General features: G+C 41.8%; 15 protein-coding genes and 1 riboswitch. Of the genes, 3 read left to right on the top strand and 12 right to left on the bottom strand.

What is annotated here, in order from left to right; genetic code table 11:
• Nucleotides 1-215 precede the first annotated feature (215 nt).
• The 5 genes from VZF35_RS10555 to VZF35_RS10575 all read right to left on the bottom strand — a co-directional run bounded on the left by VZF35_RS10555 (nucleotide 216) and on the right by VZF35_RS10575 (nucleotide 7,323).
• A complete protein-coding gene (locus VZF35_RS10555; RefSeq protein ID WP_407313419.1) occupies nucleotides 216-2,225 on the bottom strand; it encodes an ABC transporter ATP-binding protein in 2,010 nt (669 codons plus the stop codon).
• Nucleotides 2,222-3,949, bottom strand: a complete 1,728-nt coding sequence (locus VZF35_RS10560) for an ABC transporter ATP-binding protein (protein ID WP_407313421.1) — start codon at nucleotides 3,947-3,949, stop codon at nucleotides 2,222-2,224. Before VZF35_RS10560 ends, VZF35_RS10555 begins: the two co-directional genes overlap by 4 nt.
• A gap of 22 nt (nucleotides 3,950-3,971) precedes the next feature.
• Nucleotides 3,972-4,451: a MarR family winged helix-turn-helix transcriptional regulator gene (locus tag VZF35_RS10565; RefSeq protein WP_407313423.1), complete on the bottom strand. Its 480-nt coding sequence runs from the start codon at nucleotides 4,449-4,451 to the stop codon at nucleotides 3,972-3,974.
• 321 nt (nucleotides 4,452-4,772) lie between these two features.
• Nucleotides 4,773-6,377: an IS1182 family transposase gene (locus VZF35_RS10570; protein WP_407305670.1), complete on the bottom strand. Its 1,605-nt coding sequence runs from the start codon at nucleotides 6,375-6,377 to the stop codon at nucleotides 4,773-4,775.
• Between the two features lie 136 nt (nucleotides 6,378-6,513).
• Entirely contained in the window at nucleotides 6,514-7,323 is an 810-nt protein-coding gene (locus tag VZF35_RS10575; protein WP_407313425.1) for a manganese catalase family protein, read from the bottom strand.
• A gap of 191 nt (nucleotides 7,324-7,514) precedes the next feature.
• A riboswitch (cyclic di-GMP riboswitch) is annotated at nucleotides 7,515-7,629 on the top strand.
• A 98-nt stretch (nucleotides 7,630-7,727) separates the two neighbouring features.
• On the opposite strand from VZF35_RS10575, the gene VZF35_RS10580 reads away from it, so the two are divergent.
• Nucleotides 7,728-9,002 carry a sodium:proton antiporter gene (locus tag VZF35_RS10580; RefSeq protein ID WP_407313427.1) on the top strand — a complete coding sequence of 425 codons (1,275 nt, stop codon included), beginning with the start codon at nucleotides 7,728-7,730 and terminating at the stop codon, nucleotides 9,000-9,002.
• Nucleotides 9,003-9,016: 14 nt separating this feature from the next.
• Here the strand turns inward: VZF35_RS10580 and amrS are convergent, their stop codons facing one another.
• The 6 genes from amrS to VZF35_RS10610 all read right to left on the bottom strand — a co-directional run bounded on the left by amrS (nucleotide 9,017) and on the right by VZF35_RS10610 (nucleotide 18,792).
• Complete coding sequence (amrS, locus tag VZF35_RS10585) at nucleotides 9,017-9,970, bottom strand: AmmeMemoRadiSam system radical SAM enzyme (protein ID WP_407313429.1); 954 nt, start codon at nucleotides 9,968-9,970, stop codon at nucleotides 9,017-9,019.
• A complete protein-coding gene (gene amrA / locus VZF35_RS10590) occupies nucleotides 9,963-11,225 on the bottom strand; it encodes an AmmeMemoRadiSam system protein A (protein ID WP_407313431.1) in 1,263 nt (420 codons plus the stop codon). Before amrA ends, amrS begins: the two co-directional genes overlap by 8 nt.
• A gap of 133 nt (nucleotides 11,226-11,358) precedes the next feature.
• Nucleotides 11,359-12,831 carry a methyl-accepting chemotaxis protein gene (locus VZF35_RS10595; RefSeq protein WP_407313433.1) on the bottom strand — a complete coding sequence of 491 codons (1,473 nt, stop codon included), beginning with the start codon at nucleotides 12,829-12,831 and terminating at the stop codon, nucleotides 11,359-11,361.
• A 779-nt stretch (nucleotides 12,832-13,610) separates the two neighbouring features.
• Nucleotides 13,611-15,329, bottom strand: a complete 1,719-nt coding sequence (locus VZF35_RS10600; protein WP_407313435.1) for a methyl-accepting chemotaxis protein — start codon at nucleotides 15,327-15,329, stop codon at nucleotides 13,611-13,613.
• 484 nt (nucleotides 15,330-15,813) lie between these two features.
• A complete protein-coding gene (locus VZF35_RS10605; protein ID WP_407313437.1) occupies nucleotides 15,814-17,196 on the bottom strand; it encodes a tryptophanase in 1,383 nt (460 codons plus the stop codon).
• A gap of 309 nt (nucleotides 17,197-17,505) precedes the next feature.
• Nucleotides 17,506-18,792, bottom strand: coding sequence for a sigma 54-interacting transcriptional regulator (locus VZF35_RS10610; protein ID WP_407313439.1), 1,287 nt, complete (start codon nucleotides 18,790-18,792; stop codon nucleotides 17,506-17,508).
• Nucleotides 18,793-19,060: 268 nt separating this feature from the next.
• On the opposite strand from VZF35_RS10610, the gene VZF35_RS10615 reads away from it, so the two are divergent.
• Both VZF35_RS10615 and VZF35_RS10620 read left to right on the top strand, forming a co-directional pair.
• Nucleotides 19,061-19,441 carry a RidA family protein gene (locus tag VZF35_RS10615; RefSeq protein WP_407313441.1) on the top strand — a complete coding sequence of 127 codons (381 nt, stop codon included), beginning with the start codon at nucleotides 19,061-19,063 and terminating at the stop codon, nucleotides 19,439-19,441.
• A gap of 270 nt (nucleotides 19,442-19,711) precedes the next feature.
• Nucleotides 19,712-20,194 carry a hypothetical protein gene (locus VZF35_RS10620; protein ID WP_407313443.1) on the top strand — a complete coding sequence of 161 codons (483 nt, stop codon included), beginning with the start codon at nucleotides 19,712-19,714 and terminating at the stop codon, nucleotides 20,192-20,194.
• Nucleotides 20,195-20,312: 118 nt separating this feature from the next.
• Here VZF35_RS10620 and VZF35_RS10625 read toward each other — a convergent pair whose 3' ends face one another.
• The gene (locus VZF35_RS10625) at nucleotides 20,313-20,741 is read right to left on the bottom strand and encodes a universal stress protein (protein WP_407313445.1); all 429 of its coding nucleotides are present in this window, start codon (nucleotides 20,739-20,741) and stop codon (nucleotides 20,313-20,315) included.
• Nucleotides 20,742-20,857: the final 116 nt, after the last annotated feature.

The following is a 20,857-nucleotide window of genomic DNA, read 5'->3' on the forward strand; positions in this document are numbered from 1 at the left end:
GAACAAAGAGGATGCTGCGGTCCTCAATCAACCTCGGCAGGATATGCCAAGCTTAACAGATATAATCTTGCCCCATGATTTTGTTGACTGTATCACTCAATTCACCTACTGCGACTGTTCAGAACTGAAGTTTTATTTTTAGAGAACAACAGAGGTCGCTGCTCACGGACTATTCAGTTCGTGAACAGCGGCCTCTTATTGTTCAGTGATGATTTTTACCCAACTTCAGCATCTAAGTCTGCCCCGCTAAACTGACTGTTATAAAGATCTGCATAGAAGCCATTCTGAGCAAGAAGCTCCTTATGGTTCCCCATTTCAATAATGCTGCCTTGGTTCATCACCAGAATTAATTCAGCATCGCGTATCGTAGAAAGTCTATGGGCTATGACAAAACTGGTTCTTCCCTTCATAAGCGCTGTCATAGCTTTTTGAATATAAACCTCAGTTCTGGAGTCAACACTACTCGTCGCCTCATCCAAGATTAAGATCGCCGGATCTGCCAGAATGGCTCGGGCAATCGTCAGTAACTGCTTTTGACCCTGAGAAATATTGGAGGCCTCCTCGTTTAAGATGGTGTTATAGCCCTCCGGAAGGGTTTTGATAAAGTGATGAGCATGAGCTGCTTTGGCGGCAGTAATAACCTCTTCTTCTGTACAACCTTCACGTCCATAGGCGATATTCTCCATAATCGTGCCATTAAAGAGCCATGTGTCTTGAAGCACCATGCCAAAGATATTTCGAAGATCTCCGCGTTTTAGATCCCGGATATCCACTCCATCCACGGTAATCTTACCCGCGTCAATTTCATAGAAACGCATCAGTAAGTTCACGAGAGTCGTTTTTCCCGCCCCGGTCGGACCAACGATAGCAATGGTGTGGCCCTGCTTCACAGCAATGTTCATCTTCTTAATGAGAGGCTCTTGTCCAGTATAGCCGAAATCCACATTATCAAAAGTGACATTGCCTTTGGGAAAGGAGATCACTTGAGCATCTGGGCTATCCGGTAATTCTTCAGCTTCATCCAGCAATTCAAAGACACGCTCGGCAGAGGCAACGGTTGATTGAATAATATTGGCGATATTGGCCGTTTGAACGATTGGCATGGTAAATTGCCTGGAGTATTGAATAAAGGCTTGAATATCGCCAATATTGATCCTCCCATTGGTTACGAAAATACCTCCAACCACACTGACGATGACATATCCTAGATTACTGACAAATCTCATGAGAGGCATGATGATTCCTGAAATGAACTGAGCTTTCCATCCTGCATTGTAGAGCTGCGCATTGATCTCATTGAAGGTTTGGATGGATTTGCTCTCATGACCAAAGGCTTTAACAATGACATGACCTGTAAACATTTCTTCTACGTGTCCATTGAGTTCTCCGAGAGATTTTTGTTGAGCGGCAAAATACTTCTGAGAGCGTTTAGCAATATTCGTTGTCACGAGAATATAAAGGGGCAATGTCAAAATCACAATCAGTGTCAGCAAAGGACTAATCGAAAGCATCATGACAATCACACCAAGAATGGTTACAATTGAAGTGATTAACTGGGTAATACTTTGCTGTAAGGTATTAGCAATGTTATCCACGTCGTTGGTAACCCGACTTAAAATTTCGCCATGGGTTCTGGAATCAAAAAACTTTAAAGGTAAGCGAGATAGCTTGTCATCGACTTCTTTGCGAAGATTATAAACGGTTTTCTGGGCTACCCCAGCCATAACATATTGTTGGATATAACTGAATAAAGCACTCACCAGATACAGTCCTATGAGAATGAGCACAATTCTCCAGATATAATCGAAATCAATGTTCCCACCATTCAATTCCATTATTTTGGCAATTCCGGCCTTTACCTGGGCTAATCCTCCTACTACCTCCGAGGATGCCGTTTTGGGATTTGCCGCCAATTTACTTAAAGTATCCTGCTGTTGTAGTAATTTGGCCAAGTTTAGTTTTGACATGATGCCTTCAAACAATTTCGTGGTAGCATTACCCATAATCTTCGGTCCTAATATGCTAAAAACTGTACTAAGAATGGCAAATATGAACACAATGCTTAATTTTAATCTTTGAGGTTTTAAATATTGTATCAGCCGCAACAAAGTTGCTTTGAAATTCTTAGCCTTTTCCACAGGTCTCCCGATAGATCCGCCCGGGCCGCCTTGTCTCCCACCAAAGGGGCCTTGCTGCGGTTTATTGGTGTTTCGTTGTTCGCTCATGCTAATTCCCCCTCTGAAAGCTGCGAGGCCACGATCTCATGATAGACATCACAGGTATTAAGCAGTTCTTGATGCGTTCCAATACCGGAAATCTGCCCATCATCTAAGACAATAATTCGATCGGCATTCATAACCGTAGCAACCCTTTGGGCTATGATAAACACTGTAGACGTTGAAATTTCAGGTTTGAGAGCAGCCCGTAGCTTAGCATCTGTTTTGAAATCAAGGGCCGAGAAACTATCGTCAAAGATATAGATTTCCGGCCTGCGAATTAAAGCTCGGGCAATTGAAAGCCGTTGTTTCTGTCCGCCTGAAACATTGGTCCCTCCCTGGGCAATGGTATGATTGAATCCGTCTTCCATGCCTGTGACAAAATCAGTCGCTTGCGCTACTTGAGCTGCATGTTCAATCTCTTCTAGCGTAGCATTCTCCTTGCCATATTTGATATTGTCGGCAATGGTACCGGAGAAAAGAACTGATTTTTGAGGGACAAAGCCGATCTTAGCTCTCAAGCTTTCTTGGCTCATTTCTCGAACGTCAACTCCATCAACCAGAACCCTTCCGCTGTCCACATCATAAAATCGTGTTATAAGGTTAACCAGAGTGGATTTGCCTGAGCCGGTCCCACCAATGATTGCCGTAATCTCACCTGGTTTGGCACTGAAGGTGATATTACTTAGCGCAGGTTGTTCTGCTCCAGGATAGCTGAAGGAAACCTTTTGAAATTCAACAAATCCTTTTTTCTGATCCGCCAAATTAGGCTTGGGTGAATCCTTGATCTCAGGTTCAGTATCCAACACCTCATTAATCCGCACAGCAGATGCTTGAGCACGAGGGACCATAACAAACAACATGGTCAGCATCAGCAAAGAGAAAAGAATTTGAGTAGCATATTGGATAAAGGCCATCAGAGATCCTATTTGCATATCCCCATTATTAATGCGAATACCACCAAACCAGATGATGGCGATTGTTGTAAAATTCATAATCAACATCATCATAGGCATTAAAATGGCCATAATTTTATTGACTTTGACAGCGTTTTGCATAAGGTCTGAATTGGCCTGATCAAATCTCATTTTTTCTTTTTCAATACGATTGAACGCCCGGACCACGCGAATACCCGTTAAGTTTTCCCGCAAGACAAGATTCAACTTATCAAGCTTTACCTGCATAAGTCTGAAAAGCGGAATACCCTTAGAAAGTACAACCCCGATAATCAAAAATAACGCTGGTACTGCCACCAAAAGTACCCAAGTCAACCCCCGGTCTTGTTGAATGGCCATAAAAATACCGCCAAGACAGGTTAAAGGAGCGCTAACCATCATACTTAAAATGAGAACGGACACTTGTTGAACCTGAGTAACGTCGTTGGTTGTTCTTGTAATTAGAGTTGCAGTTCCAATCTTGTCGAATTCCTGTAAGGAAAAGCTTTGAACTTTTGTGAAAATCTTTTCCCGTAAAAGCCTGCCAAAACCTACGGCAGTTTTTGACGAGAGAAACGTCGCCGTGATCGCACATAACGTCCCTCCTGCTGCAACAAGCAGCATAAACCCACCAACTTTTAAGATATAGCTGACGTCCTTATTGACAATCCCTTTGTCAACAATATCAGCCATTAAAGTTGGCAAATAGAGATCCGAAAGTACTTGAACAAAAAGAAGGACGATGATAGCAGCGATATATGCTTTATATTCCTTTAGAAACTTAAATAACTTCATCATTTCTTGGTCACTCTCCAATCTCTTACCCTTGAGGTTTTTTCCCTTCTCGAACAATTAGAAGCTTTTTTAGCGTCTCTAAACCTTCACATATTTTTTTCAACTCTTCAGGGGTTCCTTTATTCAGGATACTGGCGACATTCTCCTCCATCTGCTTATGAAAGTATTGATGTTGTTCCCTAAACTTAGGGGATATATTGACATAGACAACCCGTTTATCTTGTTCACTTCTGTTTCGTTCCACGATTCCCTGTTTTTCCAGCCTGTCGATAATACCTGATACGGTACTATTGGACAAACTAAGCCTTGCACTCAACTCTGTAATCTTCAGCGTCTTTTCCCGACTTAAGATACCAATCACCATACCTTGAGGAGCTGTAATACCGGCATCCTCAAACACTCTGCTCATGCTTTGCCTGAAAAGCGACATAACTTCATGAAAAATCCTGGCAACTTTAGCGCCTTCATTTAAATTTCCATCTAAATTTCCATCCAAATGTTCCATTAGTCTACACCTCGTTATCGTTTGTTTAAAAATGTTTCGGATACAAATATTCCTTACGCGAATATTTCGCCTACGAAATATATTACTCGATAGTAAATACTTTGTCAAATGGATATTTCGTTTATGCCATCAAGAAATTTAAAGCACATAAAAGGGAGTGTCGCAAAACTACTATTTTGAAGTAGCAAGCGATGCTCCCCATTTCTTTTTACTGTGGAAAATATTAAGTGGTTTGATTGCAATGCTCAATCTCTATTTTCTACTTAAATTTGTGTATAGCAAAATAAGCCTTCTAGATGAGACTGTTTTTTCGACCCCTTTTTAAGCCGTTTTTAATGGATGAAGGGGTTTACCAATTCGTTCATTCTGTATTTTAGCGTGAAGTTTATTCACGTTATACCCAAAACACAGCAGCATAAATTCAGTTTTTACACTGTTTTTACCTCGTGTCAAAAAGCGATTAAAGTTATAGTCATTTTTGAGTACCCCAAAGGCTCCTTCGACCTGTATGGATCGATTTACTCTGAGTAGTCTCCCTTTTTCGGTGGTAATGTTTCCGTACGATACCTGGCGTTTGGCCACAAACGTTTTAGATACTTGCATTCTTCGATTGCCTTTAGCTTTTGTACATTGACTTTTACAAGGACAATCACGGCAGTCTTCACATTCATAGATCGTGATTTCAGATCGGTAGCCCGTTGCCGATGTTCGATGGGTAATTCCCACTAGTTTGAGTTGTTTTCCGTTATGACAGGTGTATTCATCCATTTCTGCATTGTAAACCATGTTTTCTCGCTTGCTGATATCCTTTTTGAAGCGTTTCTTTTTCCATTGTTCATAGGTTTGCGGCTTTATGTAGCAGGTCTGCTTTTTCCCTTCGAGATAAAGATAATTCTCCTCACTCTCATAACCAGAGTCTGCAGTAACATTTTCATAATGGGCCTGTAGTTTAGATTCCAGCGTGTTTAAGAAAGGGATGAGTGTGGCTATGTCGTTACGATCCTGGAAAATCCCAACCCCTGTTACATATTCACTTTCCACGCCAATCTGAACATTGTAAGCCGGCTTTAACTGAGCGTTGCGCATATGGTCATCTTTCATATGCATGAAGGTCGCATCAGGATCGGTTTTGGAGTAGCTATTTCTTCCTTCGAAGAATTGGTGATGTCTGTTGTACTTTTCTTGACGGGTATAGAATTCCTTCAGGTCTTCTGTAAACTTTTGTAGCTCTGATTTCCGTTTTCCAATACCATGGACAAATTCAATCTGCTCTTGCTGACGTTTTTCTTCTAGGTAGGAGAGGGCCGCCTTAAGGTCCTTAAGTAACGTTTCTTTGGTTGCCTTGAAGTCCTTTAGATAGGTCAAATTGATCTCCTCAAGACAGGATTGAATTTTCAAGAACATTTTGGTCTCATTCTTAGTAACGACTTTCTTCCAGACAAACGTATAACGGTTAGCATTGGCTTCAATTTTTGTTCCATCGACAAAAAGGTTCTTAAACTCTACTTCCCCAAGCTTGTGTAAATACGTCACCATTTGGAAAAAGAGGTCTTCTATGGATTCCTTTAAATAGTTCTTCCGAAATCGAGCAAGGGTGCTGTGGTCTGGTGCCTTGCATCCTTCCAACAACCACATGAAGTTAATGTCTCTTTTACAAGCAACTTCAATCTTGCGGCTTGAGTAAATGTTGTTCATATAGGCATAGGCTACTACTTTGAACAGGATTTTGGGTTCGACTACAGGTTTTCTTCCAGTGGAAGAGTAGGCCTGATACAACGCTTCGTAATTCAATCCCTCCAAAATGTGGCTTAGCAGTCGAACTGAGTCATCCTCCGGTATTAACACATCAAAATTAAATGGTAGAACTAATTGATAGTGTCCACTTAATTCAGTATAATTTTTAGAGTGTAATTTGGTTGTTAGCATAACTCAAATTATACGACAACTGCGGGTTCTTTGGGACCTGCAGTTTTGTTTCTAGTAGGAAAAAAGGGGCGTTGCTTACGAACTATTTTAGTTCGTTTTGCAACGCCCCCCCGTTTTATTAACAAGAGTAACGATTTCAATGTTTTGGTTGCTGAGGTGGCTGAGGTTGAGAATACTGAGGATTGTTGCGTGTGTGATCCATGTAACCCGGAGCAACTTCCCGCTGCCCGGCAGAGTTCGGATCTTTGCCGTATTGGGCCGGCCCTCCATATTTTTCATTAGGATTTTCCTCATAAGAAAACTCATTTCCTTGATTCCAAGGACCACGGCTGTCTCCCTGACCTGTAGACATATTCATGTATTTCTTGGAGAAATCGGAATCCCTGAAGTCTTTGTTGACTCCGGTTCCCGTTAAAGTATTGATCGCCTGCATAAACGAGAAGTTATGAGATTCCTCTCTGCTTAGAAGGAAGCGAATCATGTCTTTAACCCCGGCATCATCTGTTTGTTGTAAAAGCCGTTCATAAATGAGCTTAGCTCTTAATTCTGCACCGGCATTTGCGGAAAGATCCGTATAGATGTCCCCCGTAGAGTTGACGAAATTAGATGTCCAAGGTACGCCCGCTGAGTTCACCAAGAGGGGGCCGCCTCCGAGTAAGGCCATATGATTGGCAGCAAAATCCTTAGGGATACTGTCCACCGGCCCGATCAACATCCCCAAGGCCTCTCCTACCATTTCTAAATGGCTTAATTCTTCGGCTGCAATGTCTTGCAGCAAATCTCGAATTTTTGGATCATTACATCCTAAACTCTGTGAGAAATACTGCATGGCTGCTTTAAGTTCGCCATTGCCTCCCCCGAATTGCTCCAACAATAAAACAGCGAAGCGAGGATCTGGTCGATCAACATGTACCGTATATTCCATATCTTTGACATGTTTAAACATTGAGCCATTGCCTCCTTATTTCAGTAGATTAAATTCATCTCCTCAATTTTTATTATTAGATCAAAGCCAGAATTTTATCCGAATATTAATGGATTGATTACAGCCCATCCTTCTTACAAACTTGACGTTGTAAGACTCTTCCTGGTATACTAGCAATGTTTCATGTTCAAAACAAATTTGATAAGATGTTGTTTCGGTTGGGGTAAACTTCGCGAAAGCGGAGGACGCTAAAGCTATGGATCTAAGGTTTAAGGCAGAACGTTATTCTTACGCTTTGCGTTACGCTAAGATCGCCAGGCTACAAGCTAAACTTCTCTGGGGAGAGTTGTTATTATTAACGGCTCTCCTTTTTTATTTGCCAATTGAGCTTGAAATTATCGGCTCTGATTTATGGAGGGTTGAAAATGTTTCTTTGGATTGCAGTAAGTATTTTCATAGTTAGTTATTTCTTTATCGTCACTGAAAAATTCCCGCGAGCAGTGACCGCAATGTTTGGTGCCTCATTGATGATCATCTTGGGGATTCTTACTCAAGATAAGGCCATCGAACACATCGATTGGAATACCTTAGGGTTGCTGGTTGGCATGATGCTGATCGTTGATCTTACTCGCCGCTCGGGTGTTTTTTCCTTTCTGGCTATCTGGGTTAGTAAAAAAGTTAAAGGGAACCCCATGTTGCTAATGCTCGCCATCTCTTTGCTCACTGCTCTTTTATCGGCACTTTTAGACAACGTTACTACAGTTTTACTGATTGTCCCCATAACTTTGTCAATTGCAGACCAATTAGAGGTCGACCCCATTCCTTTCCTTTTCAGCCAAATCCTCATGAGCAATATAGGAGGAACAGCAACTTTAATTGGAGACCCGCCTAATATTATGATTGCCGGACAAAGCGGTCTGAGTTTCATGGATTTTATCCTCAATCTTGGTCCGGTAATCACCATCATTTTAATCGTTACTTTATTCCTGTTTTACCTCATGTATCGCCGCAAGTTGATCACTAGAGATGAATTAAAAATTAAACTCTTGGCCCAAAACGAATGGGACCAGATTAAAGACTTTGCCTTACTCAAAAAAAGCCTTGCCGTACTATGTTTAGTAATTTTGTCTTTTTCTTTCCATTCTATCCTCCACCTGGAAACTGCGACCATCGCTCTCAGCGGAGCGATGCTTTTAATGATCTGGACCCGCGAAGAACCAGAAGATATATTCTTAGCGATTGAATGGCCTACGCTCTTTTTCTTTACTGGTTTGTTCATCCTTGTCGGGGGACTTGTTGAAGTCGGAGTTCTTGACCGTTTGGCAGAGTGGAGTATGAGCTTGACCAAAGGAGATCCGCTCTTCTCGGCGCTTTTAATTCTCTGTATATCCGCACTGCTTTCCTCATTCCTTGACAATATCCCCTACGTGGCAACAATGATTCCCCTGATCCAGAAACTTGCTTTGCTCAGTCAGCTTACTCCAGCTGAAACCCAACCCCTCTGGTGGGCCTTAGCCCTAGGTGCCTGTCTCGGTGGAAACGGCACCTTAGTCGGAGCCTCGGCGAATCTCATCGTCGCTGGAATTGCCGAAAAGAACGGACTTAAAATACGCTACAGCCAATTCTTTAAAGTAGGTTTTCCTTTAATGGTACTTTCAGTTTTAATTTCGGCCTCATATCTAATCATTCGTTATTTTTAGAGCTTACTGTTTCATTAGAATTTTCCAGAAATTCCTTCACCACACTTTGGGCAACACCCCTGGTTCAAGCGGTTAACTATAACAGGCTCGCGCTGAATCACAACTTCACCGCAATGCGGACAAAACGTTGTGCTCCCACCCCTGACATTTCCAAGGTAAACATAGGGAAGCCATTCCTTGGCGATTTCGCCTAAACGATCTAGAGTCTTTCGCTCTGTCGGTGGAACCGAGAGACGATAAGCCGGATGGTAACGACTCAGATGCCAAGCCAAGGGGATGTTCAGATTATGCAGCCATCGTGACAATTCAGTGAACTCTTCAGGATCATCATTGGCCCCAGGAATGACCAAAGTCGTAATTTCCAGATGAACGCGCCCAGCTATGCGCTCAACATTATCCAATACCCAGGACAATTTTCCCCCACAATAATTCTGATAAAACTCCTCCGAAAACCCCTTTATATCGATATTGACTGCATCAAGCCAAGGAATCAATTCTTCAATAAAACTCGGAGACATCGTTCCATTGCTGACCAGAACTACCTTTCCCCCTTGGGCACGAACGAGAGGAGCTGTGTCTCTAATCATCTCAAACCACATACTTGGTTCTGAATAAGTAAAGCATAAACCCAATGAATTTCTAGCCTGGAAAGCGAGTTCAGCAGGGCTCACTTTTCTTCCTGCTTGGCGTTTCTGGGATATTTCGTGATTCTGACAAAACGAGCAACTTAAATTACACCCAAAGCCCCCCACGGAAAAAACCCAAGAACCCGGGTAAAAATGATAAAGAGGCTTCTTCTCAATCGGATCCAAATTCCAGGCCGCTACTTCCCCATAGGTTAGAGATATAATCTCCCCTCCCCGATTTTCTCGGGTATGGCACTTACCGGATTGCCCCTGCTCTAATTGACAATGTTGGGGGCAAAGAAGACAACTGGTACGGAACGATTCATCTTTCATCTCACTCATAATGCCGCACAACCTCGAAGCGCCAAAGGTCTGCATCATCCCCTGATGGAATCCCGGCTTTCTGTTTGGCAATACTAATTTGTTCAGAGACAGTATCGACACCTTCCAAATGCGGAAGTAAAAGTCCACTTCTTCCGCCCTTTCGCACAACAACGCCGTATCGCCATGGGTCTAACTCTTCCGGCCCTGAAATTTTCTCGAGTTCTCCCAAGACATCCACGGTAAAACACAACGTCTCCAAATCCTCGATCTCAACCGGCCAAAAACGTGGATCTTCTGTTCCCGCTGCTATCGCGTTATGCTGGATTTCTAACGCTAAATTCGTTTGCCATGGCTCAGTTGTTCCAATACAACCACGTAGTTCCCCATGTTGTTTCAAGGTAACAAAACATCCCCGCCGCTCAAAAAACTCTGATGTCTTGGAGAAATCCCCCGGTCCTAATTTCTTATGCTGCAAATGCGCCTGTAAACACTGCCTCGCCCACAGTGGCAAGGGCGACGAATGATATAAATCAGCCACTAAATACCCCACACCAAACGGCCCTTCATAAGAAAGTACCTCTGGGGCTCCTTCTTTAGCTGCCAGCGCTAAGCGTAAGCTTCGGTACCCACATTCTGCTGCATTTTCCACTAGGTCGATGGGCAAATGGCTCAGTTTTCTTACATCACGTTGAAGATTCTTGTACACAGCTTGGTCAAATTTTAGGCCAGCAGGATCGTAACCGTATGGCCCGTCTTCTTTTAAGCGATGAGATAGATCACCGCTGGCAACAAGCGCAGTACGTATCGGCATTTTTTCTAAAATTTGTCCTATCTGAGCTCCATATTCTTCAGGGTGTTCCAGAGGCATTCCCACGAGAACAATCTTTCCCTTCCATCCCGCTTCTTGCAGAAAGTAAAGCGGTACGAGTGATCCGTGGTCGATTGATTCGCGAATGGGTACAACCCTGTCAAGGTATTTTTGAAACTGTGTCGTTATTGCTAGATCGTTTATCCATGCAAACGTTAATGACCTTACCCCAAATTGAGCAAAATTCCCTGTGAGCTTTTCTTCCGTAAAGAGTGTTATTCCCTCCTTAGTAAGTGGTGCATGAGGGGACACCAAAATAATAGTCTCAATATTTGCCTGGACTAACCGACGGGCTATCTCACGATAAGCTTCCAGAGTCACTTGACATTTTTGTACTTCTTGGCCTCCAATTTCCGGTACAACAATTGGTGGATGCGGAACAAAAACTGTGTATACTAAACTCATGAGCCTAAACCTCCCTTTTGGCATACTCGATATGAATAGTTTACCCTGTTCCTGTGCCAAAATCCAAAAAGCAAAGCAAAACGCGCCGAGTCTCAAACTTTGGCGCGTTTTTGGTCTTTAACTTGCTAAGGCTCTAACTTTTAAATTTATCAATTGCCTGGTGCAACTCAGCAGCCAATTTTGATAAGTTTTGACTGGCAATCGCTATTTCAGTCATGGAGGCGGCTTGTTCTTCAGAAGCCGCAGAAACTTGCTCGGTGCTAGCAGCATTTTCCTCCGCGATAGAAGCTAGGCTTTTCAAGATGGCGGTAATCTGCTCCTTTTTCCGTTCCATATCTTGACCTGAGCTATTTAACCTGACAATAATTGCTTTTGTTTCCTCAATTGCTTCAGCGATTCCTGAAAAACGTTCATCGGTTATGATGACACTTTCTTCTTGTTTTTTAGCAATTACTGAACTTATTTTGATAATTTCAACAGCATTTTGAGAATTAACCTGTAACTCCTTAACGATTTTATCGATTTCCCGAGTTGAACCGCTCGACTTTTCTGCCAGCTTCCTAATTTCTTCTGCTACAACAGCAAAGCCCTTTCCCGCTTCACCAGCTCTCGCAGCCTCAATGGCTGCGTTCAAGGCCAAGAGATTGGTTTGATCTGCCACTGCCTGAATCATTTGACTGGCTGAATTGATTTTCTCGGCACTTTGATTCGTCTTAATAATGCCCTCTTCTATCCGTTCCATATAGCGTTCTCTCTCTTTGGTTCTTCCCATTAATTCTTGAACCGATACACTTCCTTCAGATTTCATTTTCTCAACTTTTTCAGCTGACTTGTTTAAGTCAATCAAATATTGTTGATCCTTTTCAATAAAGTTCCCTAATTCGATAATCTGTGTTACGCCATGATCTGTGTCACCTGCTTGTTCTGTGGCGGTCCCTGCAATATGCTCTATTGTTCTGGAAATCTCTTCGACTGCCTTGGCCGATTCTTGAGCTATCGCAGTAAGTTCCTGGGAAGTATTGGTGACTTGGCTTGCTGTTTCTAACAAACGACCTGTTATCTCTTTCTGATTAACATTTGTAGCTTTGATGACTTGACCGAGAATCCCAAGCTCATCTTTTCTATTCACTAGAGTTTCCTTGATCTTCTCAATATCGTGTCCTTTATATTTGTTTTCGTATAAAACAACATCACTTTGAATTTCTTTTAGTTCTTTTAATTCTATATCTACACCGATCGCACCTACAAACTTCCTATTAATCATAATCGGCAGCATGATACTTGTCATTAATACTTGTTTACCATTAAGTTCATAATAGTATGGTTTAATAATGGAAATTTTCCGGACTTCTTTAGGGATTGTGTACCAAGCTTCAGTGTAAACATTTTTAAGAGCAACGACTTCGATAGTTCCGTTTTCCCAATAGACGTAAGACGTGAACTTTCCTTGATCATAGTACTTAGAGTTTTTAAAGTGATTGTCGTTACCATCGAAAGCATCGGGTTCCCAAAAGGTACTTAAAGACAGTAGGCCTTTACTCTGTTTTAATAATTCCTTTTGCCGTTCAAGGAGAGATGTTCTATCCGGATTACCCTTCTTTTTCATTGCAATTACTTCCTGCAGAAGTTGTTTGGTAGCTTCTACACCCTTTTCTAAGACAAGGTAATCCCCTACCGAACCCCTCTTCAAATATTCTATGGCAAAGTCTAACAGTTTAAAGGTTTGGCTTGTCCGAAATAATATGATGCCAAGGAAACCTAGAAGACTAACAATCAATAATTCTAAAGTAAACTTAGAATTTCTCAATACTAACTCTGATAAAACTATTATTCCGGCAAATCCAAAAGGCAATTTATTTCGAAAGACAATGGATTTCAGGAAAATTCCCCCTCATACTGCTCCATAACCGTCACAAAATCTAAATCATTCAGTAAAAATCTAAATTTTCGAACTATATTAAGGAAAAAATAATAGCCTCCTTCCTAATTGATTTAACTGTAATTACTCTCTACCGAATATACAATGAAGTCACCTATCCTCCATGTCAATTGCTTCAAGAAATGTCCTAAATATGTTTCATGCAAATATGGTGCCAACGTTCTATACGCCATCCCCATTTGAAACCTGACTCGAACTATTAAACTAAAACCATTCGCTAAACGGACGTAACAAGAACTATAAATCAGCTCTATTAATGATTCTAGCGGATTAATCGGAATAAGAATTTACTTCTAAATCATTTTAAAGTTCATTATTCAGGCAGATATACTTTGATCATTGACATTCTGCCCTCACAACCCAAGTCAATGAGGACTCAGTCACTTTCAACTCAACTGATAGCTCTTAAAAGCCCTCACTGACGCCCCGCTCTATGTGCTTTCGCTCTACACACGAAACTTACTGAGCACAAATTGCAAATCCTGGGCCATCTTCGCTAAGCTCTGACTTGCAGCAGCAATTTGCTCGCTGGAAGCTGACTGTTCTTCTGTCGCAGCCGAAACGAACTGAGTCTGGCCCATGTTATCCTTGCTGATACCTTCTATCTGATTGATCGATGTCAAAATCAACTGACTACTGCTGGCCATTTCCTCGACCGTTATAGATACGTTCTGAATCTGGTTGACAACCTGATTAACTGAGCCAGCAATCTGCACAAATGTTTCTCCGGCTGTAGTTACTACTTCAATGCCGTCTTTTACATCGGCCGTTCCAACCTTCATGGCCTTAACTGCATGGTTAATATTAGCCTGGTTATCGTTAATTAATGAAGCAATTTGCTGTGCAGCCGCTTGAGACTGTTCCGCCAGCTTGCGGACTTCCTCCGCTACAACGGCAAATCCACGTCCCTGCTCCCCAGCTCGAGCTGCCTCAATTGCAGCGTTTAGAGCAAGTAAATTAGTTTGAGCAGCTATATCAGAGATGACATTAGTAATTTCTCCGATTCTATTTGACTCTTGTTCCAATTGGTCGACAGCGGCTTGAACCTCTGAAGTAACATGTCCAACCTTCTCCATCTGACTAACAGCTTTACTGACTACTTTTTGCCCTTCATTTGCAGCCAAAGAAGTATTGTTGGCTTGTTCTGTCACTTCGCTGCTGCTGGCTGACATCTCCTGAATAGCCGCAGTCATTTGTTCAATGGCTGAAGACGTTTCATTGATTGCATTAGATTGTTTCTCAGTCTCAGTTGCTACATGCTGAATAGCAGAAGACACCTGATTTGTCGCCTGAGCTTGTTGTTCGGCGCTGGCAGTGAGTTCTTCTGAAGAGGCTGCCAACTGCTCTGCGTTATTGGCCACTTGAATAATGAGGTCTCTTACATTGGCAGACATAGCATTTAAAGTTATAGACAAAATGCCAATTTCATCGTTAGAGTCGTGTTTCAAATCCTCAATAGTTAGGTTGCCATCAGCAATTTCTTTTATATTGTCAACGACTCCTTTTATGGGTATTGTGATCATTCTTGTAATCGATAGTCCAACAAAAATAGCTGCTATAATCACAACTATTGGTAATAACAAAAGAATTATTTTTACAAAAGAGATAGTTTTATTTTCACTGGTCACTTTATTTTTTGCTTGGTCGACGTTGAAAGTCCCTAGTTCTCTCAGTATCGTTTGAAAGTCGTCCTGTTTTGAGAAACCGTTTTTTAAGTAATACTCCTGAGCTCCCGCTTTATCACCAGCTTGTTCATAATCTATTGCTTTTTTAGTAATATCCTTAATAGATTGAAATTCGTTTTTTAACTTAATATATCGTTCAGACTCATAAGCATCAGTAGCCATTGGTTCATAATCTGTAATGAATTTATCGATAGATTTCTCACGTACATCTATTTGAGCGAGTTGTTCTTTCCTTGTTGCATCATCAATTGAATACGAGGTAAGGGTCAATGTTGCAGATTTTAGAGCATTACTATCAGAACGAGCTTGGTTTATAGTTTGGATTGATATTAAGTCATCCGAATAGAGCTGATTGATAAAGTTACTTGCTTGATTGAAAAACACAAAACCAATGACGCCTAATACGGCCAAAAAAATAGACATAAGACCGATCAACATACCCATTTTTATGATAATTCTCTTGTTTCTTAGCCAATTCATTTATATCCCTCCTGTTTTGTCATGTATTCTAATTAAATGCTTGATTTCGACATATTACACAAAACCCCTTTATAGGGTATATTTATAATTACGATTATGAAGAGTTGTTCTAATTATTATTTGCTTAGGTTCGATAAATGTTGGGGGAATACTCTGTTATCTTTGCCCACTTTGATCTCAACTGCGTCCCTCAATAACTTTGCAAAAGAACATCTTTGTCCCGAAATTTGATCTTCAATACCCCGCATTCTTCCGAATGCAAGGCATAGATTTTTAACAAAGGGAACCAATCAAACCATATCTTATTTGTGCTTACACCCGCACTTATTTAATTCACTATTTTGCTGATAGCTGTGGGGATTGACCATAAATCGTAACATGACAATATCTATTCATGAATTGCCCGTCGGCTGGCCACCATGTGTGGCGCACCCACAATAATTAGGCCGGTGATGTTATCACCGGCCTAATTATGAAAACTGCATTATCCCTCGATAGGTTTAAGCTTACACAGGAAGTGGCGAAGCACTTTCGGCTCATAAATAAATTCTAACCCTTTTACTTGGTCTCGACGTTCCCAAATTGCTGCGAGAGCATCTACAACGACATCCATATGGTTGTCTGTGTACACTCGACGAGGAATTGTTAAGCGCATAAATTCTACGCCGGCTTTCTTTTGCACCCCTGTCACAGGGTCACGGCCCAACAGCAAGGAACCTACTTCCACGGGGCGAACGCCTGCTTCCAGATATAGTTCGTTGCACAAAGCCTGAGCTGGGAATTGCTCGGCTGGGATATGGGGAAGGAACTGACCGGCATCCACAAAAACAGCATGTCCTCCAACGGGCCACTGAATGGGAACACCACGTTTTCGGAGTTCATTCCCCAGGTACTCCACTTGTCCAATCCGGCTTTCTAAATAGTCAACATCCAGCCCTTCATATAACCCGACAGCTAGGCATTCCATGTCCCGGCCAGAGAGCCCCCCGTAGGTGATAAATCCCTCCATAGGCACACAACTTGTACTTGCTTTCTGGTACATTTCTTCTTCATCTTTAATACCAATTAAACCGCCCATGTTGACAATAGCATCTTTTTTGGCACTCATCGTAAAGTAATCGCCCATATCATACATTTCTTTAATAATCTCTTGAATGCTTTTATTTTCATATCCTGGTTCGCGTTTTTTAATAAAATAAGCATTCTCCGCAAATCGAGCCGAATCAATGTCGATCTTCAAGGAATATTTATCAGCAATTTTGCGTACTCCGCGGAAATTCTCCATGGAAAGCGGTTGTCCGCCCGATGAGTTGCAAGTGACCGTTGCAATGATGAAAGCAATATTCTCCGGACCTTTTTCGACAATGAAATCTTCTAGCTTTTCTAAATCAAAGTTGCCCTTAAAAGGGTGCTCTTTTTGGGTATCAAAAGCATCCTCAATCACAAGGTTTACCGGGATCATCCCATTCATCTCGATATGGGCCATAGTCGTATCAAAATGCATATTTCCCAGAACATACTGCCCTGCATGGTTTTTTAAATGAGGAAAAAGAACCTGTTCCGCTCCACGACCCTGGTGCGTTGGAATAGCATAGTTATAACCGAAGATATCTTGCACCGCAGCTTTTACTTTAAAGAAAGATTTACTGCCGGCATAAGACTCATCCCCCAACATTAAGGCAGACCACTGATTGTCACTCATAGCACCGGTACCACTGTCAGTGAGCAGATCAATATAAACATCTTCCGATTTTAAAAGAAACGGGTTGTACCCGGCTTCTTGGAGTTTTTTCTGTCGCTCCTCACGCGAAATCATTCGGATAGATTCTACCATTTTAATACGATAAGGTTCTGCCTTTCTGGTCACAAGAGTTCCTCCCTTATTTTAAGTGCTTTTGATTCCCCAAGATGCAAGATGCGTGCCACTACTGAAATGGCACCAGATGACCTTAGATTTGGCCAAAACCGCGATTCTTATAGGGTTTGCAATACATTCATGAAAGCTATTGCAGAATTTGCCTTGCTTTAATAAAAAGTTGATAAAGAAAAGTGGCAAGAAATCTTATCATCGATAAAATTTCTTGCCATCTACTGACCTCTCCTGAACTCCACTCCAAATTGAGAACTCCTTGCTTAATTTTATTGACATTAATACTTTCCACATATAAATGGTAAATCATCGCGTCTCGATTCCGTAATGTTTACATTTGTTTAGAATCGTTGTATTAGAGACCCCAAGAATCCTTCCAGCCTTCCTCGATGATGTATTTGTCTCTAAAACCCGCATCAAAACTTGTTTTTCAACCTCGCTTACGATCGTCTTTAAGGGAGGCCACCCTTTCCCTACTGGTATTCTTATTTGAAAATTGCCTTCTTCATTCATCGCAGTTTGATAAGTAGGCACTAAATCCGTCCATTCATAGAAGAGCTGCGGTTTGATCTCAGCAGAATCCATGACATTGATAAGGCGTTCCAACGTATTCTCCAACTGCCGTACATTGCCCGGCCAAGCCTGCTCCATCAATAAATCGATACTCTCCTTCGTTAAATGGGTCTCGGGTTTCCCTAACTTCTCGGAGATCTTGCGTATCAGAAACTGCGCTATCAAAGGAATATCTTCACACCGCTCCCGAAGAGGCGGAATCCGTATCGGAATGACATTGACACGATAATAAAGGTCTTCGCGAAATTCACCTTTTTTAATCATTTCTTCCAAATTACGATGGGTCGCCGCAATTATACGGACATCCACTGGTATTTCTTTCGTTCCCCCAACGCGTCGAATCGTATTTTCTTGCAATACTCTTAACAAGCGAACCTGAACCCGCGCCGAAATCTCCCCGATCTCATCCAAGAAAAGTGTTCCATGATCAGCTTGTTCAAAGAGACCTTTCTTCCCACCTCTTACCGCCCCTGTAAAAGACCCTTCTTCATAGCCAAAGAGTTCACTTTCCAGCAAACTATCTGGTAAAGCAACACAATTGATTGGAATGAAAGGCGCCTGAGCCCGTAAGCTTTCCATATGAATCGCCCGTGCAAACAGTTCCTTCCCGGTTCCGCTTTCCCCTCGCAAAAGGACTGTCGAAGTCCCTTTAGCAACCATTTTAGCCGTTTCAACAGCATGGCGCATCTTAGCACTCTGATAGACAATCTCTTCAAACGCCATTTTTCTCTTGCGATCAACGTTTGAAATAATCTCTCTCAGCTTATGTTCTCTTTCTTCATAAGGCATCTGATCACGCAAATAAACTGAAAGAACCCCTTGAACCCCTGCGAGATCCCTTATCAGTTGCTGAACTTGTTCATCATTCAAACAACGAAATTTAATAAACATACCTTTATCTGGAATTACCTCCATCCCGATCTTATCAACCTTATTTTGTTCGCATAGCTCAAAAATCTCCATCCCTAAACCCAAACGGTCTACAAAGTCAATTTGTATTACACGTTCCAGAAACGACATTTTTAACCTCCCTTTAAAAAACCGTTCCAAGGTAATTATTATATCATAGCGCATTCTATCATGAACAAACTACTGTCACCAGAATGACGTAACATCATCTAAGAGATTTCATCTATTTAGATTCGATAAATTATTGCTAATCCGAGCAAGATAGTACTATGTCATCGAGTACCAATTTCTTGCTTGGTTAATTTACCTAAAATCAAGTATACTTAAAATTAGCTTCTTTCTCACTAAAATGAAGCTATCTGCAAGGAGGTAATTTTTTATGAGCAAACAAATTCTTAATACTCAAAAAGCACCCGCGGCTATTGGTCCATATTCACAAGGGGTTAAAGTGGGAAATCTTATTTTTACATCAGGACAACTTCCGCTAAATCCCCAAAGTGGAGAATTAGTAGCGGATATTGAAGGGGCAACCAAACAATCCTTAGATAATGTCAAAGCCATCCTAGAATCTTCAGGTTCCTCTATGGACAATGTCGTAAAAACTGTAGTTTTTCTGAGGGATATGAATGACTTTGCAGCCATGAACGCAGTTTATGCCACGTACTTTTCCAGTAATCCACCTGCTCGCTCCGCCGTACAAGTTGCTCGTTTGCCCAAGGACGCTATTATTGAAATCGAGGCAATTGCCCTTGCCGAATAGTCAACATCCTTTGTTACAGTGACGCTATGATAAAGAGCAAGTAGTTCTCTAGAGTGGGAACTGCTTGCTCTTTCTTTTGCTGAACGACCATCAAAGAATGTAACCTATAATGCATTATCCTTTCCAAGTTTGAATAAAGAATTTAAAGTACATGGATAGAACTATTATCCATTTAATAAAAATTTATGAATCAAATGAACTTTTATCCAATAGTTGCATACCGTGTATTATGAATAAAAACTATCCTCAGATTCTAAAGGGGGTTTGCCCATGGCATCGTTTATAGGGCAACGGGGGTACTTTCCATCTCAGCAAACGATCTTCCCATCACCCGGCCAACAACAAAGCACTTCTTCCAAACAACGGCAAGAACTTTCTCCTGTTCAAGGGAAAACTCCCATGCCTGCAGCCCCAGCAAATGTTCAACCGGAGATACCCGCGGCACAGAAAGCTGCTAACCTTTTTTCTTCAATGTTGCAACAAAACTCGCACTCTGAACAAGTTTTCCCTTCCACATCAGGAACAACAAACCTTTGGCAACAACAAGCAGGAGCTCTCCTGAAACAATATGGTCCCTCCCTCATGAGGCAATTTGGCCCTTCTTTGGCACGTAAGGTTGGATTTCCTCTTGCGCAGCATGTTGGCCCACCTTTAGCTCGAAAGGTAGGTATGCCACTCGCTCGTCGGCTGTTTATACCATTAGCGAAACGAGCGGGGTTTGCACTCATAAGGCGGCTCGGATTTCCGTTCTAGTTTACAACTAGGATCTTGCACATCCATGACCGGCGACGCCTGGTTAAATTAATACTTTCTGGCAGTTTAAATAAGAAGGGTGGTTACAAATTGGGAAATTTATAACCACCCTTCTTATTTATTTAACAATTAGAACCGGACACTTAACACGCTGGAGAACGCCTTGACTGACACTGCCTAATACTGAACCTGTAATAGGTCCATATCCGTGACTCCCCATTACCACCAAGTCAATATTCTCAGCTTCCGTTTCTGAAGCTATGACCGTTGCCGGATGTCCCTGTATTTTTTTCTTTGTTATAGCAAGATCATGGACATCCATTCCTTCAAGCGTAGCGTCTAACGCTAGGTCTCCTCCCTCTTCAATTTGCTCTTGCGGTATGATATAACTTGCGGCAACGGCGTAACCCCAATATGCTTCTGGGATATAGGTTACAAAGAGCAACTCAATCTCAGAATGAAACGTTCGCGCAAGGTCCAAAGCCGTTTTAAAGGCGCGGCGTGAATATTCCGATGCATCCGTGGGCACTAATATCCTGTTAAACATCTATAAAAGCCTCCTCTATCCCTATTATGGATCATACTTCATGTTCTGTATTCTATATTCTCGATTCTTTATTTAAATCCTTCTTTAATTAAGAAGAATTATATATTTGTATTAAA

The organism is Desulfosporosinus paludis (assembly GCF_045689965.1).
GTDB classification, from domain to species: domain Bacteria; phylum Bacillota; class Desulfitobacteriia; order Desulfitobacteriales; family Desulfitobacteriaceae; genus Desulfosporosinus; species Desulfosporosinus paludis.